Genomic DNA, 18299 nt, shown 5'->3' with positions numbered 1-18299 from the left:
CTTCCGGTCCGTCGGGTAGTTGAGCAACTATCATCTGTCACGCAGCTTCGGCCGGTCCCCATTCCACGCCATTGCTCTGTCACCGATTGGAGTCCATATTGTTCGGTGACGACATTCCTCGAGGCAAGGCACTTCAGGCCTACCAGGTCGAATTCCCTAGATTTGAACTCTACAGCAAGGCGCTTCGGGAACTCGCCACCAAACTCTGCGACCTCCGGGGAATCAAGTTCCAGACCATCGAGGCGCGGGCCAAGGATGTCGCGAGCCTCGAAGGGAAACTCGAGCGACACCCCGGCTACCAACGGCTCTCCGATGCAGAGGATCTCTGCGGCGTCAGGGTCGTGACCTTCTATCTGGATGATGTCACCCTGGTCCGAGATATGATCAGGGAAGAGTTCGACATCCTCAAGGAGGAAAGTCGACGCGCCGACGCACCGGATGCATTCGGATATCAGAGTCTGCACATTATCGCCCGTCTATCGGAAGACCGGCGCAGGCTGAGCGAGTATCAGGAATTCGCGGACTTCCGAGTGGAGTTCCAGGTCAGGACGGTTCTGCAGCATGCATGGGGAGTCATTAGTCACGCTCTAGACTACAAGAATGAAAAGGCGATCCCGGCCGTGGTCCGACGCAAACTCTTTCGTCTGGCCGCGCTCTTGGAGACGGGCGACGAGCTGTTCGGTGCATTCCGGGCAGAGGTGGAGACTCTGCGAGCGAGCTACGCCCACCAGGTCAACGTGGAGGAATGGCGCGAGCTGCCGTTGAACTTCGACTCTGTCCAGGCAAGCTGGCAGAAAATGCCGCTCCCAGAGGTGAGCCAGGTCGCAGGTGCCGCGGGATTCGCCGACGACGAGGAATCTCCCAACCACGACGACCAGCGCTTCCGCCAGTCACTTAACAGCCTGGTGTCGCTCGCGACCACCGCCGGCCTCACGACCGTGGGCGCGTTGGCGGACCTCATGGCAAGCCTGTCCGAACAGTCCGAGAGGCTTTCGGCCCTGGTACGGGAGATCCGGGCCAATGGACTCATTCCCGTGGGAGATCCGTGCGATGTGATCGCGCTGTCGATGCTCCTACGCGATCCCGAGCTCCGCGTACACGGAACCATCCTCTTTCAGCACGAGATCGAGGACGCCCTCGATGCGACCCTTCACCAGGTGGGACCCTAGATGAAGCACGAGGACCCGCAGGAGCCGGCAATGGACGACTCTGCGGATCGGATTGCGTCGCTGGAACGGGACATCGATGTGCTGCGGGGCGCACTCGCGGAACAGCCGCAGAAGCTGGCAGTTCTCGAGGAACGCATCGTCGAGCTCCAGACCAGTTTGGTCGGGGTCGCCGCCCAGAACGAACGGCTCGCCTCCACACTCCGTGAGGCCCGCGACCAGATGGTGGCCCTCAAGGAGGAGGTCGACCGGCTCGCCCAGCCCCCCGCCGGGTTCGGCACCTTCCTCAGGCAAAACGAGGACGGTACCGCCGACATCTTCACCGCTGGGCGCAAGCTCCGCGTCAACGTCGACTCCGGCGTCGACCTGGACGGACTCCGTCGCGGTCAGGAGGTGATGCTCAACGAGGCGCTCAACATCGTGGCCGCGATGGCCTTCGAGAGCACCGGCGACATTGTCACCCTCAATGAGGTCCTGGGGGACGGCGAGCGCGCCCTGGTCACCGGATATACCGACGAGCAGCGTGTGGTGAGACTCGCCGACCCGCTGGACGGTTCCACCCTGCGCCCTGGAGACACCCTGCTGCTGGAGCCCCGCTCCGCTCACGTCTTCGAGATCATCCCCAGAACCCAGGCCGAGGAACTGCTCCTTGACGAGGTCCCCGACGTTGACTACGAACAGATCGGCGGACTGGAAGAGCAGATCGCCCAGATTCGCAACGCGGTCGAGCTGCCCTACCTGCATCCCGGACTCTTCCGGCAGGTCGGGCTCAGGCCGCCCAAGGGCGTGCTGCTGTACGGCCCGCCAGGCTGCGGGAAGACCATGATCGCCAAGGCCATCGCCAATGCGCTGGCGAAGAAGGCGGACCAGAGCTCCGCGCTCCGCGGGAGGAGCTACTTCCTGAACGTCAAGGGCCCCGAGCTGCTCAACAAGTACGTCGGCGAGACCGAGCGGCAGATCCGGCTGATCTTCCAACGGGCCCGGGAGAGGGCCGACCAGGGCACACCCGTGATCGTCTTCTTCGACGAGATGGAGTCACTGTTCCGCACTCGCGGGTCGGGCGGCGGCTCAGACGTGGAGAACACCATCGTCCCCCAGCTGCTCGCCGAGATCGACGGCGTGGAGCGCCTGGAGAACGTCATCGTGATCGGTGCCTCAAACCGCGAGGACATGATCGACCCGGCCGTCCTACGACCCGGCCGCCTGGATCTGAAGATCCGAATCGACCGCCCTGACGCCAAGGGAGCGAGGGAGATCCTCACCCGGCACCTCGGCCCGATCGATCTTCTTCATCCGGACGATCTCCAAGCCCATGACGGAAACGCGGATCACGCTCTGGAGAACATGATCACGACGGTCATCAACTATCTCTACTCCAATGACTCTTCGAACGAGTTCCTGGAGGTGCGGTACGAGAACAACGAAACCGAGATTCTCTACTTCAGTGACTTCAGCTCCGGCGCGACGATCCGGAACATCGTCGACCGTGCCAAGCTCATCCAGATCACCCGCCACCTCGATCGCGGGGGCCCGCTCGGCCTCGGAGCCCGGGACCTCCTCCGAGCCGCTGCCGATGAGATCAGATCCATCGAGGACCTGACCAGCACGACCAATCCGGACGACTGGGCGCGGATCTCCGGAAGGAAGGGTCAGAGGATCACATATGCGCGCACCTTGACCAAGACCGGAACCCGCCTGGCCGGCCGGTCCGTGGAGTTTGAGCATGGAAAGTATGGGCTGTAAAGCGGAGCATCCCGCGCATCCCGTCGATCCCGTCGGGCAGCCCCTCGCTCCCGTCAGGTCTGTCCACCTTCCCCTGCTGCGTACCGGCGGGCTCTGACCCGCCAACCAACGGCCGGAGAACGCGCCAACTAGCGATCTGAGAATCGAGTCCGACCTGCGGGAACCGCGAAGCGGAGCCGCCAACTATCGGTCGAAGTCTCAACTACGAACACGGCATCAGCTCTAACCCCCAGAGAAGGCAGCGCGACCCCGACGGACTCGCCGCGCTCCTGAGGCTTCGCACTCTGGCCCTCCACGGCGTGCAGACGACATGCGCCATCGCCCCGAACCGGATGCTGGCCACGATGCCGGCCGCAGCCATCCCGCCGCAGGGGTGTCTTCATCGTCCTGGACCGGTACGCAGACGCGATCGGGATCAACCTGCACACGCTTCTCAGTTATCGGCATGTGGCGATCGCCTGGCCAACCCCCGCAAATAGGGCCGCCATATAGATGTAACACTCCAGGTCAGAGCGTGTGATGCTTACGATGCCAGGCAGCGTTGTATTCGCTGGAGAATTTGCGCCACTCCGCGTGCGCCTTCGCGACGGTTGGCATGAGGCTCGGTAGGGGTTCCCCGCGGAGGTATGCACCCAGGCACCACTCTGCGTCTCTGCAGACTTCCATGTTGCGGGTGAAGGCGGACTCACTCTCGGTTGGCGGGAGCCCGAAGATGATTGAGGTGTCAATGCCGACGCGTTCTCGCAGCTCATAGCTGGGTACACGCTGCATAGCGATACTGATCCTTGAGCGACAGTCCATCATGCGATGGAGTCGCTCATCTCGTTCCTCGGGCGTTAGATCTTTCCCCAGAAACGCAGCCATGAAGGTAGAAGGGGGCTCCTCATACGAGGAACCTTTCGTTGAGGGCACCTGGGTCTTGGCTGCACGTAGGGCCGTCTGAACCTCCAGGAGCTCGGTCATCGCTGCATCCACGCCGGCCTTAGCCATCTCCTCGAGTCGCTCACTCCGAGCAGTACGACTCTGCCGGTGCTGCTCCCACACAGTGCCGGCAAGGGTTGCTAGCCCACCGACAATGGCGCCGCCGAGAGCGAAGATACCTGCTGTCACATCACTCACAACTGCAGAGTTCCTCAGCAGTCGAGCAGCCAGTTGCTCGACTAGCCACATACCCAACAGCAGGACTCTAATGGCTTACACCTCGGCTCATGCCGGGAGTCTGTCGTCGGGGTGTGCGCAATCTGGAACATCGTCGATAGCGCGACACTGTTCCGGCTCACGGATTGTCGGGGGCGGGCCGTTCGTCTCCCGGCTCGTTCACCCTCACGGGCGATCTGCCACACCTGTCGCAGAAGCTAGGCTCAGGGATCACGTCGTTGAGCTGCATCGATCCGGCTGGCCCACGCCACGAAGGTCTCGATCCCCCAGAGAAGACAGCGCGACCCCGCCGGGCTCGCCGCGCTCCTGCGGCTGCGAACCCTCGCCCTGCACGGCGTGCAGACGACCTGTGCCGTCGCCCCCAACCGGATGCTCGCGACGATGGCGGCCGCCGCCACCCCGCCCGGCATGACCACCGTGATCGAAACGGCGGACATCGAACGGTGGCTTCGGCCGCGCCCGGTGGCATCGCTCTACGGGGTCGGTCCGGCGACGGCGGGCAAGTTGCGCACCTACGGCCTGCACACCATCGGCGACATCGCCGACACCCCCGTACCCACCCTCGTACGGCTCTTCGGCGCCGCCGCCGGCCGCGCCCTGCACTCCCACGCCCGCGGCCAGGACCCGCGCACCGTCCAGACCCAGCCGATCGCGAAGTCGCTGGGCGCGGAGCGGGCCTTCGCGCACCACGTCCTGGACCCGGCCGAGCACCGGCGAGCCCTGCTCTCCCTGGCCGAGGAAGTCGCCGCCCGCCTGCGCGACGGCCAGCAGGCCGCCGGAAGCCTGGCCCTGTCCGTGCGCTACGCCGACCGCAGCTCCAGCACCCGCAGCCGGACCCTCAGCGAAGCCAGCCCCCACACTCGGGCAATCGCCACCTCCGCGTACGAGCTGTACGACCTGCTCGCCCTCCAGCGAGCCCGCGTCCGCAGCATCAGCCTGCGCGCAAAGGATCTCCGCCCGGCCAGCGAGGCCTCCCAGCAGCTTTCCCTCGGTCCCAGCGACGACCGCGCCCTGGCCATCGAAGCGGTCACCGACCACGCCCGCGCCCGCTACGGCCCAGGCACCCTGCGTCCCGCCGCGCTCGCCACCAGCACCAAACGCGCCGCCAAGGGAATACCCGGCGCCAAAACGTTCTTGCCAGCACTGCCGCCATCCGAAGGGAACCGTCCATGACCACCCCCCAGACCTCAGCCAGAGTGCCCGCCCTCAGCTGCGCCCCGGCCCAGATCGGCCCCTGCGCGAAGTGGCCTGTTAACTGCACCAGTGACTCCGATCCTGGAGCGAGCTGGCCCTTCGGGCTGACCTCTGTGCCGTCCTGGCTACTGACGCTTGAGGCTACGCGTGACGCCGGCCGCGACGGTCGTGGCAAAGACCCATCCCGCCGCGACCAGAAGATAGGCGAGCCACTGGTGGGCGCCGGTGGGCGCGAAAGCCTTCTCCTGGCCGAAGTCGATGACCGGGAGCAGCAGGTCTGCCGCGTAGGCGAGGGCGTTGAATTGCGGCCCCTTGCCCGGTTCGGCTCGTGGTGGTTCGTGAAGGCCGTAGGTGACGGCGCCGACCAACAGCAGTGCCAGTAGCCAGGTCACCGCGCGGGCGGGGCGGAAGCCGTAGCCGACGGTCACGTCCTGGATGTGTCCCCACAGCCTCGCGGGCCACGGCAGGGTCCGGCGGTGTCTGCGCTGCGCCACGAGCAGCACGGTCCGTGCCTCGCCGTCCTCGCCCGCACCGCGGTAGGCGTGCGCGAGTTATTCGTAGCTGTGCGGTACGAAGCCGTCCTGGTCGTGCTCGAGCAGGGGCAGCCGCTGGGCTGCGGGCAGCCGGGGCGAGAGCGACTCGTAGACCAGACCCTCCAGCCGGACCACGTCGGGCCACACCTTCGGATCGGCCTCGATCGCTTTGAAGGTGGAGTGGTGCAGTCTGACCTCGCCCTTGATGGGCTCCGCGTCGCGGAGGGTGAGCTGGCGGGCTTCGCAGCTGCTGAGGCCCAGCGCGACTCCTCCGGGATTGTGAAGCCGTGCTTCGATGAAGGAGATCCAGCCGCCTGCCCTGGTGCCGGTGAGTCGGACCTTGCCCTCGGCCCTGAGGCCACCCGCGTTGAGGACGGTGCCGAGGCTGAGGCTGGGCGCGTTGAGAGCCAGGGCTTGCGGGTTGTGCAGCCGGGCATCCTCGAGGTCGAGGGCACGAGCCACCTGGGCCGCCTCGAGTACGACCTCGCCTTGTGCCATCAGGCGCGGGGCATTGATGTTGCCCTCGACGCGGGCGTACCCCAGTTGGATCGGGCCGGACACCTGGCAGTCGGCGAGTACGAGGTCGCCCTCGACGCGCAGGCCTGGCGCGGTGAGCGCGGGCAGCCTGGACGCGCACAAGTCCAGTCGGCGTACGCGCGCTTCGCTCAGATCGGGTGTGTCCTCGAAGTCGCAGGCCATGAGCTGGATCGGATACGGGATCTCGGCATACGCCAGGTCCAGTCGGCCTGTGATCGTCACCCCGCGCAGGCACAGCGCGGGTATCTCGCCGTCCTCAACTGGGCCGGAGAGCAACAGTCCGCGCAGCACCGCAGCGCGTACGGATGACCCCGCGACGTCTGGAGAGCCCGGGGCCCCGTGTTCCGGGCGCACGTCGACCGCTTCGCCCCGTGCGAAGGCATACCGGATGCGGGATTCGAGAGGGGTCAGGTCAGCGATTTCCACATACGGGACGCTACATCCGCCGGCTTCCCGGTCCGTCGGCGGACTCAGGGCTGCTGTCGCTGGACTGAACGCAGCCAGACGGTAGTAACTGCCTTACAGATAGCCCGACGACCGTTACCCCGACCTCGTCCTCATCCCCTGCTGGCTGTCATCCTGCTCCGCTCCGACGTCAAACTCGCCCGGCACCACTGACTTCCAAGAGCCACGCGAGCATCTCGCCTTGACTAGTAGGGCTTGGTCAGGTTCGTGTTGGTGTTGCGTGTCCTGCTGGTTCGGTGTGTCGTTGGGGATGTGTGACGCCGGAGGAAGTTTCAGCTGTGCGTGGCGAGTTGGAGGACTTTGCGGCAGAGGTCTTCGAGCCGTTCGCGCGTAATGATCAGCGTCGGTGGGGGCGGGTCTACCTGCGGGGCCTGCTCACGGACGGGCAGCGCAAGTCGGTCGAGCCGATGACCGCCCGGCTTGGTGAGGACGGGAACCGACAGGCGCTGGCCCACTTCATCACCACCAGCCCATGGGATCCAGCGCATGTGAGGGCCCGGCTGGCCTGGAGGATGGAGAAGGCGATCCAGCCCACCGTGCTGATCTTCGATGACACCGGATTCCTCAAGGACGGCAATGCCTCGGCGTGTGTGTCGCGGCAGTACACGGGCACGGCGGGCAAGGTCACCAACTGCCAGGTGGGAGTCTCGCTACACCTGGCCTCGGATCATGCCTCGGCGGCGGTGGACTGGCGGCTGTTCGTGCCCGAGACCTGGGCGCCGGGGTCCGTTACTGACTTCGGCTCGTCGGGGTGAATCTGCGCGAAGTCCCTGAGTGACCTTGGGTGATGGCTGTATCTCAGGGTGTGTGAGGTATGGCGATGGGGGCGGGCTGACCGCTGTGGGACGGCAGCGCCGGGAGAAGGTGCGGATGCAGGCAGCCGAGCTGTTCGAGCAGCAGGCCAGACCGCTTGAGGTCCCGCGGCGGCTGCGGGTGAGCCAGAAGTCGGTGTACCAGTGGCATCAGTTATGGCGGGACGGCGGAGCCGGGGCACTGGCCTCCCGCGGCCCGAGTGGATTGCGGTGCCGGCTGTCCCCGCGTTGTCTGGAGAAACTGGCCGGGTATCTAGAGCAGGATCCGGCCGCGCACGGCTGGGTGGAGGACCAGGTGTGGACCGCGGCGAGGATGGCCACGCTGATTGGAAGGAAATTCCACGTCTCCTACAGCGTCTCGGGTGCGACGAGGCTGATGCACCGGATCGGTTTCAGCCCGCAGGTTCCTGCGCGGCGGGTCGCCGAGCGCGACGAGCAGGCCGTGACCGTGTGGAAGGAGGCGACCTGGGCGGAGGTAAAAGAGCCCGGGCGGCCTGCGGGGGGCTACATCTGCTTCGAGGACGAGGTGGGCTTCACCCGGAAGTCGCCCAGAGGACGCACCTGGGGCCGGCGCGGCCGCACCCCGGTCGTGACGGTCAGCGGCCGACGCTCCGGGCGCCTGTCGGTGGCCGGACTGATCGCCATGCGGCCCGGCTCCCGCACCCGGCTGTGCCATCGCCTGCGCACCCACCCCGCGGGCAAGGGAAACCGTCGCAGCATGGGCGAGCGCGACGCCATGGCGCTGATCGACGGCGTCCACCAGCTCGTCAGGGCGCCCGTCGTGCTGGTCCGGGACCGGCTGAACACCCACGTCTCCCACGCCATGCGCGACCTGGTCACCGAGCGCGAATGGCTGACGGTGTTCCTGCTGCCCGCCTACTCGCCCGACCTCAACCCCGTCGAGGGTGTGTGAGCGCACGTCAAACGCAGCCTGGCCAATCTCGCTGTCATGGCCCTCGACCGGCTCGAAACCCTCGTCCGTAACCGGCTCAAACGCCTCCAGTACCGCCCCGACACCCTCGACGGCTTCATAGCGGCACCGGCCTGACCCTCGACGCCCCAGCGTCACCCTGACAGGCCGAAGTCAGTAGTGCAGAGAAGTCGGCAGCCTTGTTGCCGCTACGGCGTCGGAGCGAACCCGCTCTGTACTCCCTGCCGCGCCGCGCTCCAGGCATCTCAGCAGAAGCTGGCCGAGCACAAGGTGTAGGTGAAGCGGGCGCTAGCGGCCTGTGTCCCCGTGTCCTCTCGTGTGTCCCTCCCTGTGTCCCGGGTTGTGCTCTTGTGAAGCCACAGCTCCGAAAGCCCTTTGTGGCTAACGGGTGCGACCGCGGCCTGCTGCGACGTCAGTTTGGCTGGGGCGGCGGGGCGCGGTCGGGCACGGTGGGGAGTGGGGACGAGTGAATGCGCGCGGCGGCCCCACCTCCTCGGCGAGCACCGTGACAGGTACTGGCTGCGGCGGGTCTTCGACGACCAGGACCCTCGACGCGACCACCTGCACTGGCCGCGCACAGGGCTGGTGGGGCCACATTGTGGCGTGGCCACCACTGGCCGATCGCAGCGAGCCGGGCCCGGTCTACTTCGATGTGGGCAGCGGCCCGACCCTGCCGTCGTCGCGCGAGTGGCACGCCTACGACGGCGGGTACGGCCGCCCCCGCGCTGCGGACCTGCGGGGCAGGGACCGACAGCGGACCAGAAGCCCTCGGCGGCCAACCGACAGAGTTGTTTGACCTGCTGCGATGTCCGGCCGTCGGAGGACCTGTTCCCAGGGGTCTAAAGATCACTTCCCGGGTCGTCGCCGGGTCACGGGCTCCGGTTCGCGGCTGTCCGGGGTTCGCAGATCAAGCGGAGTCGGCCGGGTCCGAGGCTCATTCTCGGCCGCGGCGACAAGGGTGAGGTGGAGCGCAGCCGCCACTTTGCGGCGATTGCCGCGATGACGAGGGTGGCTTGTGTCAGCGCGAACTGGTCGCCGATGCATCTCCGGTTTCCTCCGCCGAAGGGGATCATCGCGCCGCGGGGCACGGTGTCGTTGCGGTGCGGGAGCCAGCGGTCCGGGTCGAACCGGTCGGGGTCCGGGAACAGGGCCGGGTCGTGGTGGTGGAGGTAGGGGCTGCAGAGGACGTCGGTGCCCGCGGGCAGGTGGTGCCCGGCGAGGCGGGTGTCGGTGGTGGTGACCCGGGTAACGATCCAGCCGGGCGGGAACATCCGCAGCGCCTCCAGGATGACGCGGCGGGTGTGGTCGAGCGCGGGGAGGGCGTCGGGGGTGAGGGGCCGGCCGCCGGTGGCGGTGCTGACCTCCTCGTGGAGGCGTTCCTCCACTTCGGGGTGCATGCTGATGAGCTGGAACGCGGAGGCCAGGGTGTCGGCGGTGGTGTCGGTGCCGGCGAACATCATCGTGACGAGTTGGTCGTGGATGTCGCCTTCGCTCAGTGCCTCGCCGCTGTCGGTCCGCGCGTCGAGCAGGGTCGACAGCAGTGTGCTGGGCCCGTCCGGGGTACGGTGGTGTTCCTTGATGGCGTTCGCGGCGACGTGCCGCAGGCACTCCCGTGCCCTGGTGAAGGGGCGGTTGGCCGGCGTGGGCAGGCGGAACCAGGACTCGAGGGGGATCACCATGCGCCAGTAGACGCCGTCGAAGGCGATGGGCAGGGCGCGCGCGAGGAGCCGCTGGTCGTCCTCGCGCAGTGAGAACAGGGCGCGGTTGAGGACCTGGATGGTGAGCGCCTGGAACTCCCGCCTGGCGTCGATGACCTGACCGGGCTGCCAGGACGCGGCCAGCGCCACGGCCTCTTGCGTCATGACGGTGGCGTAGGCCTTGATCTGGGCCGAGTGGAACTGGGGCTGGAGCACGCGTCGCTGCCACCGGTGGTCCTGCCAGGAGGAGGTTCCCAGGCCATTCCCGAGTAGCAGCCGCGCCTTGTCGTAGAAGGGCCCGCCCTTGTCGAAGGTCCCCGGGGCCGACAGGATCTCCCGGGTCACGGCGGGGTCGCAGGCCACGACGACGGTGCGCGGCCCGAGGCGGATGGCGACCACGTCGCCGTCGGCGGGGAGCGAGGCGAGGAATGCGAGCGGGTCGCGCAGGAACGCCAGGGCGTGCCCCACGGCGGGCAGGGCACCGGGAGCCGTCGCGACAGTGCTGTTCAAAGAGTCACCTTGGTGGTCGGTGCTGGCAGCGGAACGGTGGCGTCGAAGACCGTGCGGTCCGGATAGAGGGTGACGGTGCCCGCGCGGACACCGTTCCAGCGATGGTGCTCGCCGTGGTAGCGCGCGGCGATGTAGTTCCAGTGCTGATTGCCTCCCACCAGGAGGCGCAGGGCGTCGAGGTAGGCGCCGACGGCGGCCCGGTCGCCGGTGATGGAGACGCTGTCGCAGGCGGCCAGCAGCCGGTGCTCGGCGTCGTCGATCGCCGTACACAGGTGGTCCACGGTTCGCTGCAGGGACCAGCCGTGGTGGTGGCGGTAGGCGACGACGAGGTTCTGGTCGTCGTGCTCGTACTTCTCCTTGCGGAAGGAGAACAGATCGTTGGTCAGGGCGATGTGCTCCAGCGCGCACTGCGTGGCCGGTGCGGCGTCCGCCAGCGACGCGGCGCTCAGGCGCAGTCCCAGGACCGCTTCGATCAGCACCAGGTAGAACTCGATCGCCAGCGTCCCCATGCGACGGCGCAGCAGTTCTGCGGGCGGTGGGACCCGGTGCAGGGCGCGGTCGACGTTCTCGCACTCGGCGTTGTCGAAGTACAGCTGCACGGCCTGGCCCAGGCGGTCGAACAGCACCGGGTCCAGGGCCCGCCGGGTCCGGTCCCACAGATCCGCGAACGGCTCCTCCAACCCCCTTCCCGCAGGAAAGGGATGGCCCGCCCGGCCCCCGGGGACCGCCGCCGCGGCGACAGCACCGGCGTTGCCCGCGGTGGCGAGCGCGTCGTCGGCGAGAAACAGGACGCAGGTCCACTCGACGATCAGCTCCGCCGTCACCACCTCCACCGTAGGGGCGACGTAGCAGCCCCACAGGCCGCTCTGCAGACGGATGTACGCGTCCAGACCGCCCGCGTCCTCGAACGCCGCCACCAGGAACCGGCGCGCCCACTGCGCGCTCACGTGCTCCAGCGTCGGCAGGTCCGGATGCACCCGCACCGGCGCCCGAGTCGAAAGCACCGGCAAGACAAAGCTCTCACCATCACCGAACCGCACAGCCGCTCCTCGCCCTGGCACACCGCAGCATCCCGCCCGACCGTCCCGCCAGCACAGCACCCGGCCGGCACCTGTGGAAGAGCGGGCCTCGCCGGACCACACGTGGGTGGGAACGGCCTGGTATACCGGCCCGCAAGCCGCCCCGAGCGGCTACACTCCGGCGTCTGCCCGACGAGAGGACGCCCGTGCGTCCGGCGCACGCCTCCCCCAGCGAGGGTGCAGAGCAAGGGACTTCGGCCGGCGACAGGGGCCTTCAGGCCTTCAGTGCCCTCACGAACGGCCCGCCCCGAACGGCGGAACTCGTCGCCCTCTGCCCACCCACCTTCTGAAATCCGCTGACCGGCCGCAACGAGACCGTGCCCTCCCATCCGAGTGACGAGCCCGATACGTGCTCGGACGCCTCGGCGCCCGATGCCGGCTGGGTGCGGTCATCTGTCCTGCGCGGCCAGGAGGAGAACGAGGGCCTTGGAGCGGGTGGTGCCGAGCCCGGTGGCCACCGCCTCGGCGGACGCGCCGTCTTCCGCCAGCGCGCCGGCCGCCTCCCGTCCGACGCGGGCGGCGATCCGCTCCAGCACCCCGGCGGCGCGCAGCGCGGCCAACGGCGTGTCCGTGGCCGTGACGGTCAGCTGCTCGGTGATCTCGACCAGGAGGGCGGCCAGCGGCTCGGGCAGCCGTACCGCCTTGTCCCGGACGAGAGACAGGTGGGCGTTCCAGTCCGCGAGCGGTCCGGTGAGGTCGACGCCCGCCTCGTACAGGGGCTCGTGGCCGATCGACTCCCAGTCCAGGGGGTACTCCGCGGCGCCGCGCCATCCGCACGCGCACACCGCCCGGAGGGCTTCGGCGCGCGGGCGGCGGTGCCGGCCGTCGTACGCCGACCAGTGCGTGGTCGACGGCACCTCCGAACCGCTCCCGACATCGAAGTACACCGGGCCCGGCTCGCCGCCGCCGACAAGGACACCCACCGCGCCCACGTGCGCGTCCCCGAACTCCACCGTCCACCAGTCCCACTCCACCAGCACACCGCCCTCCCAGACGTTCCTGCCTGCCACCGTCCCCCGCCCGCATAGCCGCCCACACCCCCGGCAGCCCAACAACGCACGCGTCGTGGTCATGCCCGGTCAATGCCGGGCCCGCAGATGCGACACGGCCCCGCCCCGAAACCGCCTCGGACGAGCGACACCCGGTGTCCGGGCGTCGATCGCACGTCCGGTCAGCCGGAAGCGGGTACCGCTCCGGTCCAGGCGAGCACGTCCTCGCGGCGGTCGTCCTCGCCGAGAACGGCCAGCATGTCGGCTGGCTGGCCCGCGAGGTCGGCGGCCCTCTCCGGGGACTCCTTGCGGAGCAGGTGCCAGCAGGCGGCCCGGCCACGGGGGACCGCGCCGGTCGCGCTCGGCCACCGCAGCTGGCAAGTGTTCGAAGTTACTTCCTTTCAGAACCCGTCAAGGGCTGAGGAAGCTGCCCTGCCGACCCAGGCCACGCAACAATGTGTCGATCACGAGGGTTGCCAGTTCATCGACATCGTCGGCGTCGTCCGAGCGATTCTGGGCGGCCTCGTGAATGAGGGCGTAGTAGACGCGGCGAGTCCACGCAAGGTCAGTGTCGGGGCGTAGAACACCGGCTTCCAATGCGCGCTGGAAGAGGCGGCCGCACTGATCGAGCACATCGGCGTGTGCTCGTGCCACGTCGGGGTCCTCCGGTGTGGTCCTGCTCATTGCGAACCCCCACCCGATCTTGACCCGGAGGACGTTGGCGGTCGCTTGGTAGAGGGCGATCAGTGGTGGAGCGCTGTCGGGATGGGCACTCGTCACGGCTTCGTGGAACTGCTGCGTCGCCCAGGCCGTCAGGGCATCCACCAGGGCCTCACGGCTGGTGAACCGGCGGTGCACGGTTGTCCGAGCGACGCCCGCCGCCTCCGCGATCTGCTCCATCGTGGCTGCCGGATTGGAGCTGAGGACACGCTCGGCAGCTTCCAGGATTGCCCTCACGGTCCGCTCTGCGTCCGCGCGCAGCGGCCGCTGCTGACTCTTCCGATCCACGAGGCTCCCTCTCCCTGACTCTCCGATAAGTGTACGGGGCAGTCGCCATTCATGCGCAACTTGCAACACCGGTGTTGCAAGTTCTAGAGTTTGCGCATCAGATAAGACTCATCTCTGGATAGGGGTGCTCCATGGACCTGCAGCTGACCGACAAGGCCGCTGTTGTGACCGGCGCGAGCCGGGGAATCGGCTTGGCCATCGTCTCCGCACTGGTAAGTGAGGGCATGCGGGTGGTGGCCGCGGCACGGACGATCACACCGGAGCTCAAGGCCACCGGCGCGATCGGCGTGTCTGTGGACCTATCGAAAGCCGATGGCCCTGCCCGGCTCGTCGCCCGGGCCGAAGCCGAGCTCGGCAAGTTGGATCTACTGGTCAACAACGTCGGCGGCGGCGACGCCGGGGAGGGCCAGACGGGCGGCTTCCTCACCTTCACCGACCAGCAGTGGCACGACGCGTTCGACCTGAATTTCCTCGCCTCGGTGCGCACCACCCGGGCCGCGCTGCCCCATCTCGCCAACAGCCGCGGCGCCATCGTCAACATCTCCTCCAACGGAGCCAGGACCCCCCATGCGGGCCCCATCACCTACACCACCGCCAAGGCTGCACTGACCGCGTTCGGCAAGGCGCTGGCCGAGGAGTTCGGCCCCCAGGGCGTGCGCGTCAACACCGTCTCGCCTGGACCCGTCCGCACGGACATGTGGGAAGGCCCCGACGGCTACGGAGCCGAGCTGGCCAGGTCGATGGGCCTGGAACAGGAACAGCTCCTGGAACGTCTCCCCACCGCCATGGGTATGGTCACCGGCAGGCTCGTAAACCCCCGCGAGGTCGCCGCCCTTGTCGCCTACCTCGCCTCACCCCTCGCCGGCAGCACCACAGGAGCGGACCACCTCATCGACGGCGGCGCGATAAAGACAGTCTGACCACAGGCGCGATGCCGCCCAGATCCCGCATGCGCCCCTGTCCAGCCCACCTGGGCTCTGCTGCAGTTGGGCACCCAGGAGCTGGGTGACCCGGTCACGGTCGACAATCGGGTCGAGGCCCGCGACCCGTACCGTGCCGGTTTCGGGGACCCGCAGACCCTCGACGCAGCGTCCAGGTCGACGGAGACGATCCGCCCACCCGGTCCCGCTTCGCCTCGTCAACCGCGAGGCCCCAGCGGAACTTGGTCGCGGTCCACTCGGCGCCGTACCGGCGTCCGGCGCCGGCGGAAGCCACTCCGCCGGATCCTGGTCGGACACGGGACCGCCCGTTGCGCACAGCAGCGCGGGCCGTCGCCTGGCGGGGCGACGGCCCGTGCTCGCGTGCCGGTCAGTGGTCGGTTGCCGCGCGGTCCGGCTGCGGGTGGGTCACATCACGCAGGGTTCGCGGCATGCCGCGCGGCCCACGGGTGGCGGGGGTCAGCGGCGGCGGCCCCAGGTCTCGGTGTCGACGGTGTGGCCGCGGTCCTCGCGCAGGGTGGCGGTGGCCTCGGAACGGGCGGTCCCGAGCCCTGTCGTTGGCGAGCAGCCACGCGACGACGTCGGCTCGGTCGAACTCCCATGTCGCTCGCGCCGACCGAAGGGGTCGGTCGCCCGGGTGACCGACCCCTTCGACCTGTCCAGCCCCGCCGTACGCCTACCCACCGAGGCAGGGACGTCCCGGGGTCTGTCGTCACCGAGCGCAGTGCGATCAGGGCGCTCCGAGGGGTTCGATGTTGCCCAGGGCTGTCGGTAGTTCGCGGCCGCCGGCCTCGGGGCGGATGTAGGCGCGGCGGGTCCAGCGCGGTCCGGTGTGGGTGGCGACTTCCTCGCGGACGACGGCCATCAGTTCGCCCTCGGTGCCGGAGGCGATGTCGCGGACCCGGTGGCCGAGCAGCGGGTGTTGCTCGTGTCCGAGGCCGAGGTCGCGGCCGGTGTTCTTCACGCCTCGCCACCGACGGTGTTCTCCTGCGCCTTGTCCTGACGGTCGAGGAACCGGGCCAGGCCCCGGTCCGCGCGAGCCGGCAGGTCGGCGGAGGGGGCGCCGTAGCCGGGCCGGGCGGGGATCCGCCGGGTGTGCTCCGGGCCGTTGGTGGGTGTGCTTATTAGGGGCCTCCGTGCTGCCGGTGCAATCCCAACATCCCTGAAGCTAGGGATCCGGGCGGAGGGTTCTCAACGTTCTTGCGGGAAATTGCGGATCTTCACCCGTGTGTTGCGGCGGCCCGCCGGATCAGGGTGCGGGCGCCGGCTAGGTGGACGGCGTGGGCGGCGAGGTCGGCGAAGGCCCGCTCGTAGGTGGCGATCTCGCCGGGCGCGGTGATCGTGACCCGGGCGGACAGCAGCTCGATGCCGACCTGGACGTCGTCGTAGACGGTGAAGGACTCCATCGACCACAGCGGCCTCGGCGCGCGGGCGGCGACGATGCCGAGGGACACCTGCGGCAGCCCGGCGAGCTCGATGAGATGCTCCAGCTGGACGGCAGTGGTGTCGGGGTCGGCGATGCGGGAGTGCAGCACGGACTCCTCGATGAGGAACGCGAACCGGCGGCCGCGCTTGTGCAGGACCCTGGAGCGCTTGACCCGGGCCGCCGCCGCGGCCTCGACGTCGTCGGCCGCGCCGTGGAACGTGCCGTACTTGGCGTTGACAGCGGCCGCGTACGCGGGGGGCTGGAGCAGGCCGGGGACGACGTGGGAGCAGTACACGCGGAAAGCGCGGGTCCGTTCGACCAGGGGGACGATCTCCTGCTGCAGGCCGGCCAGCCCGGCCCGGTTCAGGCTTTTCCACTCCACGTACATGGAGGTGACGCTGCGGGCGGCGGCGATCAGGTCCTCGGCCTGGCCGTCGGCGCCGCACGCCGCGCACCAGGCTCGGATGTCGGCGTCGGAGGGTGCGGCGCGGGTGTTCTCGATCCGGGAGGTCTTCGCCGGGTGCCAGCCGCACGCGAGGGACAGCTGGTGACCGGCCAGGCCCGCGTCCAGGCGCAGGTGCCGCAGGCGCGTGGCGAGCGCGCTGCGGGCGGCCTGGGCACTGGACAGGGGCGAGGTCATCGGCGTTGCTCCGGTCAGGGCTTGTAGTCCTCGTAAGGGACGGCGCGCTCCCACACGGCTGTGAACGCCGTGGCGCACAGTGCGGCGGCGGCCGGGTCGTCGGACATCTCACCGCCGGCAGAGGTGCCGTTGCCGGTGAAGTGGTTCCAGCGGACGAGGCGGCCGTCGATCAGCCAGAAGTCGTTGCCGGGCAGCGCGATATTGCTGGCGTGGCGGCGGGGCAGGTAGCGGATCTCCTCCCCGGCCGCGATGTTCACCACCGCCCCGGCGTGGCTGTAGCGGGAGTAGTCCGACAGCGGCTCCGACACGATCCGGGCCCGGCGCACGGACACCCCGCGGGCCGTGATGCGGCGCACCAGGCCGGTCCAGAACGCCCAGTACTCCGAGTCCGGATCCGTGTTCCGCCGGCCGGTGGCCAGCCAGTCCGCGAACCCGGACGACTCCTCGGCGACCCCGTAGGCGTCACGCATCTCCAGGTGGAACGCGGAGTGCCGAGCGCCGTCCAGCAGGACGTCAAAGCCCGGCACGACGTCGCTCTGCGTCATCGCACGCCTCCCTCAGCATCGCCACCATCCGGGCGGGAATCCTCACAACTCCCTCGGTGCCGGGGATCGAACCGGTCTCCAAACACCGGGCGAGCAGCGCCTTGTCGGCCTTCCAGCCCTGGATCACGACATCGGCCGTAGCCTCGTCGACCCACACCGTCGGACACTGCCCGGTGTCGGAGTCCGGGTCGATACCGATGAACCGTAGTGCCATGACAGCCTCCTGCATCGCTCAGCTTGCGGGAAATTGCGCTCAACCCAGTGGACCAGGAAACAGGTGACGGCGGCCGGAGAACAACGGATCCCCTCCCGCGATCGACCCTCCGAGCAGTCCGCCACCCCGCGCGGTTGGCCCGTCAGTCGACCCTCTTGGCGAGGGCCTGGGAGGGCGAGAGGACCCAACCGGGAGCGACGGACGCACCCGACATCGGGGCCACAGCCGGGTGGGCCCGGGGAGGTCGCCTCATGGGTCGGTGCGCACCGTTCCCCAACCCACCCCCCGGTTCCACAATTCGCCCTGCACACGTGACGCGATGCGCCATTTTGTCCTGATTCGTGTCCCGATCGACTCTTGATCGTTTACAGGGAGCCCGCCGCCCGCGTGCCTGCCTTCCGCCCGGTGTCGAGGGCTCGAACAATCTGGAACTGACTGGGACTCGTCAGCGATGACCGTGGGCGTGTTGGAGCGGCAGACCACGATCGGTGCGCAGCTTGCCGGGATGCTGGCCTCGCGTCTGGAGTGCGCGGTGGAGCTGGAGGTGCCGGCTCGGGCGGGGTAGACGCTGCACAGCCCGCCGGGCGCAGCGCCCGTGCTCCACTCGTCGCCCGGGGGGTAGACCTTGCGCCCGCATTCGGGGCAGGGCCATGCCTCGGCCGCCCGGCGCTGGCGTTGCTCTTCCCGTTCCCGTTCCTCGCGCTCGCGGGCGGC

15 protein-coding genes and 2 pseudogenes are annotated in these 18299 nt (G+C 68.6%); 6 read left to right on the top strand and 11 right to left on the bottom strand.

Features of this window, described 5'->3' with window-relative positions; all coding sequences use genetic code 11:
• Positions 1-98: 98 nt before the first annotated feature.
• The 3 genes from OG594_RS46045 to OG594_RS46035 all read left to right on the top strand — a co-directional run bounded on the left by OG594_RS46045 (position 99) and on the right by OG594_RS46035 (position 5240).
• Positions 99-1169 carry a GTP pyrophosphokinase family protein gene (locus tag OG594_RS46045; RefSeq protein WP_266608679.1) on the top strand — a complete coding sequence of 357 codons (1071 nt, stop codon included), beginning with the start codon at positions 99-101 and terminating at the stop codon, positions 1167-1169.
• Positions 1170-2909, top strand: coding sequence for a proteasome ATPase (arc, locus tag OG594_RS46040; RefSeq protein WP_266608677.1), 1740 nt, complete (start codon positions 1170-1172; stop codon positions 2907-2909). It begins immediately after the preceding gene.
• A 1494-nt stretch (positions 2910-4403) separates the two neighbouring features.
• Positions 4404-5240: a hypothetical protein gene (locus OG594_RS46035; RefSeq protein ID WP_266608675.1), complete on the top strand. Its 837-nt coding sequence runs from the start codon at positions 4404-4406 to the stop codon at positions 5238-5240.
• 146 nt (positions 5241-5386) lie between these two features.
• Here OG594_RS46035 and OG594_RS46030 read toward each other — a convergent pair whose 3' ends face one another.
• Positions 5387-5755, bottom strand: a complete 369-nt coding sequence (locus OG594_RS46030) for a hypothetical protein (RefSeq protein ID WP_266608673.1) — start codon at positions 5753-5755, stop codon at positions 5387-5389.
• Positions 5756-5812: 57 nt separating this feature from the next.
• Positions 5813-6757: a hypothetical protein gene (locus OG594_RS46025; RefSeq protein ID WP_266608672.1), complete on the bottom strand. Its 945-nt coding sequence runs from the start codon at positions 6755-6757 to the stop codon at positions 5813-5815.
• A gap of 293 nt (positions 6758-7050) precedes the next feature.
• Here OG594_RS46025 and OG594_RS46020 point away from each other — a divergent pair.
• Together OG594_RS46020 and OG594_RS46015 are read left to right on the top strand one after the other, a co-directional pair.
• Positions 7051-7512: pseudogene (locus OG594_RS46020) on the top strand (transposase); the annotation flags it as partial.
• Positions 7513-7666: 154 nt separating this feature from the next.
• Positions 7667-8521 carry an IS630 family transposase gene (locus OG594_RS46015; RefSeq protein WP_266608670.1) on the top strand — a complete coding sequence of 285 codons (855 nt, stop codon included), beginning with the start codon at positions 7667-7669 and terminating at the stop codon, positions 8519-8521.
• Positions 8522-9408: 887 nt separating this feature from the next.
• On the opposite strand, the gene OG594_RS46010 is transcribed toward OG594_RS46015, so the two are convergent.
• The 4 genes from OG594_RS46010 to OG594_RS45995 form a co-directional block, all read right to left on the bottom strand.
• Positions 9409-10746 carry a cytochrome P450 gene (locus OG594_RS46010; RefSeq protein ID WP_266608669.1) on the bottom strand — a complete coding sequence of 446 codons (1338 nt, stop codon included), beginning with the start codon at positions 10744-10746 and terminating at the stop codon, positions 9409-9411.
• Positions 10743-11693: a terpene synthase family protein gene (locus tag OG594_RS46005; protein ID WP_266608668.1), complete on the bottom strand. Its 951-nt coding sequence runs from the start codon at positions 11691-11693 to the stop codon at positions 10743-10745. Before OG594_RS46005 ends, OG594_RS46010 begins: the two co-directional genes overlap by 4 nt.
• Positions 11694-12214: 521 nt before the next feature.
• Positions 12215-12835 (bottom strand): hypothetical protein, encoded by a 621-nt coding sequence (locus OG594_RS46000; protein WP_266608667.1) that lies wholly within the window; start codon positions 12833-12835, stop codon positions 12215-12217.
• A gap of 390 nt (positions 12836-13225) precedes the next feature.
• The gene (locus tag OG594_RS45995) at positions 13226-13822 is read right to left on the bottom strand and encodes a TetR/AcrR family transcriptional regulator (RefSeq protein ID WP_266608666.1); all 597 of its coding nucleotides are present in this window, start codon (positions 13820-13822) and stop codon (positions 13226-13228) included.
• Positions 13823-13953: 131 nt separating this feature from the next.
• Between OG594_RS45995 and OG594_RS45990 the strand changes: the two genes are divergently transcribed.
• A complete protein-coding gene (locus OG594_RS45990) occupies positions 13954-14742 on the top strand; it encodes an SDR family NAD(P)-dependent oxidoreductase (protein ID WP_266608664.1) in 789 nt (262 codons plus the stop codon).
• A gap of 54 nt (positions 14743-14796) precedes the next feature.
• Here the strand turns inward: OG594_RS45990 and OG594_RS45985 are convergent.
• From OG594_RS45985 to OG594_RS45965, 5 genes and pseudogenes are all read right to left on the bottom strand, one after another.
• Positions 14797-14910: pseudogene (locus OG594_RS45985) on the bottom strand (ABC transporter ATP-binding protein); the annotation flags it as partial.
• A gap of 580 nt (positions 14911-15490) precedes the next feature.
• A complete protein-coding gene (locus OG594_RS45980) occupies positions 15491-15724 on the bottom strand; it encodes a hypothetical protein (protein ID WP_266608663.1) in 234 nt (77 codons plus the stop codon).
• A gap of 256 nt (positions 15725-15980) precedes the next feature.
• Positions 15981-16826, bottom strand: a complete 846-nt coding sequence (locus tag OG594_RS45975; RefSeq protein ID WP_266608661.1) for a helix-turn-helix transcriptional regulator — start codon at positions 16824-16826, stop codon at positions 15981-15983.
• 14 nt (positions 16827-16840) lie between these two features.
• Positions 16841-17371, bottom strand: a complete 531-nt coding sequence (locus OG594_RS45970; protein ID WP_266608659.1) for a DUF6879 family protein — start codon at positions 17369-17371, stop codon at positions 16841-16843.
• A complete protein-coding gene (locus OG594_RS45965; protein ID WP_266608658.1) occupies positions 17340-17585 on the bottom strand; it encodes a hypothetical protein in 246 nt (81 codons plus the stop codon). Before OG594_RS45965 ends, OG594_RS45970 begins: the two co-directional genes overlap by 32 nt.
• Positions 17586-18299: the final 714 nt, after the last annotated feature.

The organism is Streptomyces sp. NBC_01214 (genome assembly GCF_026340975.1).
Lineage (GTDB): Bacteria > Actinomycetota > Actinomycetes > Streptomycetales > Streptomycetaceae > Streptomyces.
Note: the sequence above shows the minus strand (reverse complement) of the source record. Positions and strands in the feature narration are given on the sequence as shown.

Bases quoted from the DNA above. Each gene is read 5' to 3' on its own strand.
- arc (WP_266608677.1), top strand. From the start codon at position 1,170: ATGAAGCACGAGGACCCGCAGGAGCCGGCAATGGACGACTCTGCGGAT.
- OG594_RS46015 (WP_266608670.1), top strand. From the start codon at position 7,667: ATGCAGGCAGCCGAGCTGTTCGAGCAGCAGGCCAGACCGCTTGAGGTC.
- OG594_RS45990 (WP_266608664.1), top strand. From the start codon at position 13,954: ATGGACCTGCAGCTGACCGACAAGGCCGCTGTTGTGACCGGCGCGAGC.
- OG594_RS45975 (WP_266608661.1), bottom strand. From the start codon at position 16,826: ATGACCTCGCCCCTGTCCAGTGCCCAGGCCGCCCGCAGCGCGCTCGCC.
- OG594_RS45970 (WP_266608659.1), bottom strand. From the start codon at position 17,371: ATGACGCAGAGCGACGTCGTGCCGGGCTTTGACGTCCTGCTGGACGGC.
- OG594_RS45965 (WP_266608658.1), bottom strand. From the start codon at position 17,585: ATGGCACTACGGTTCATCGGTATCGACCCGGACTCCGACACCGGGCAG.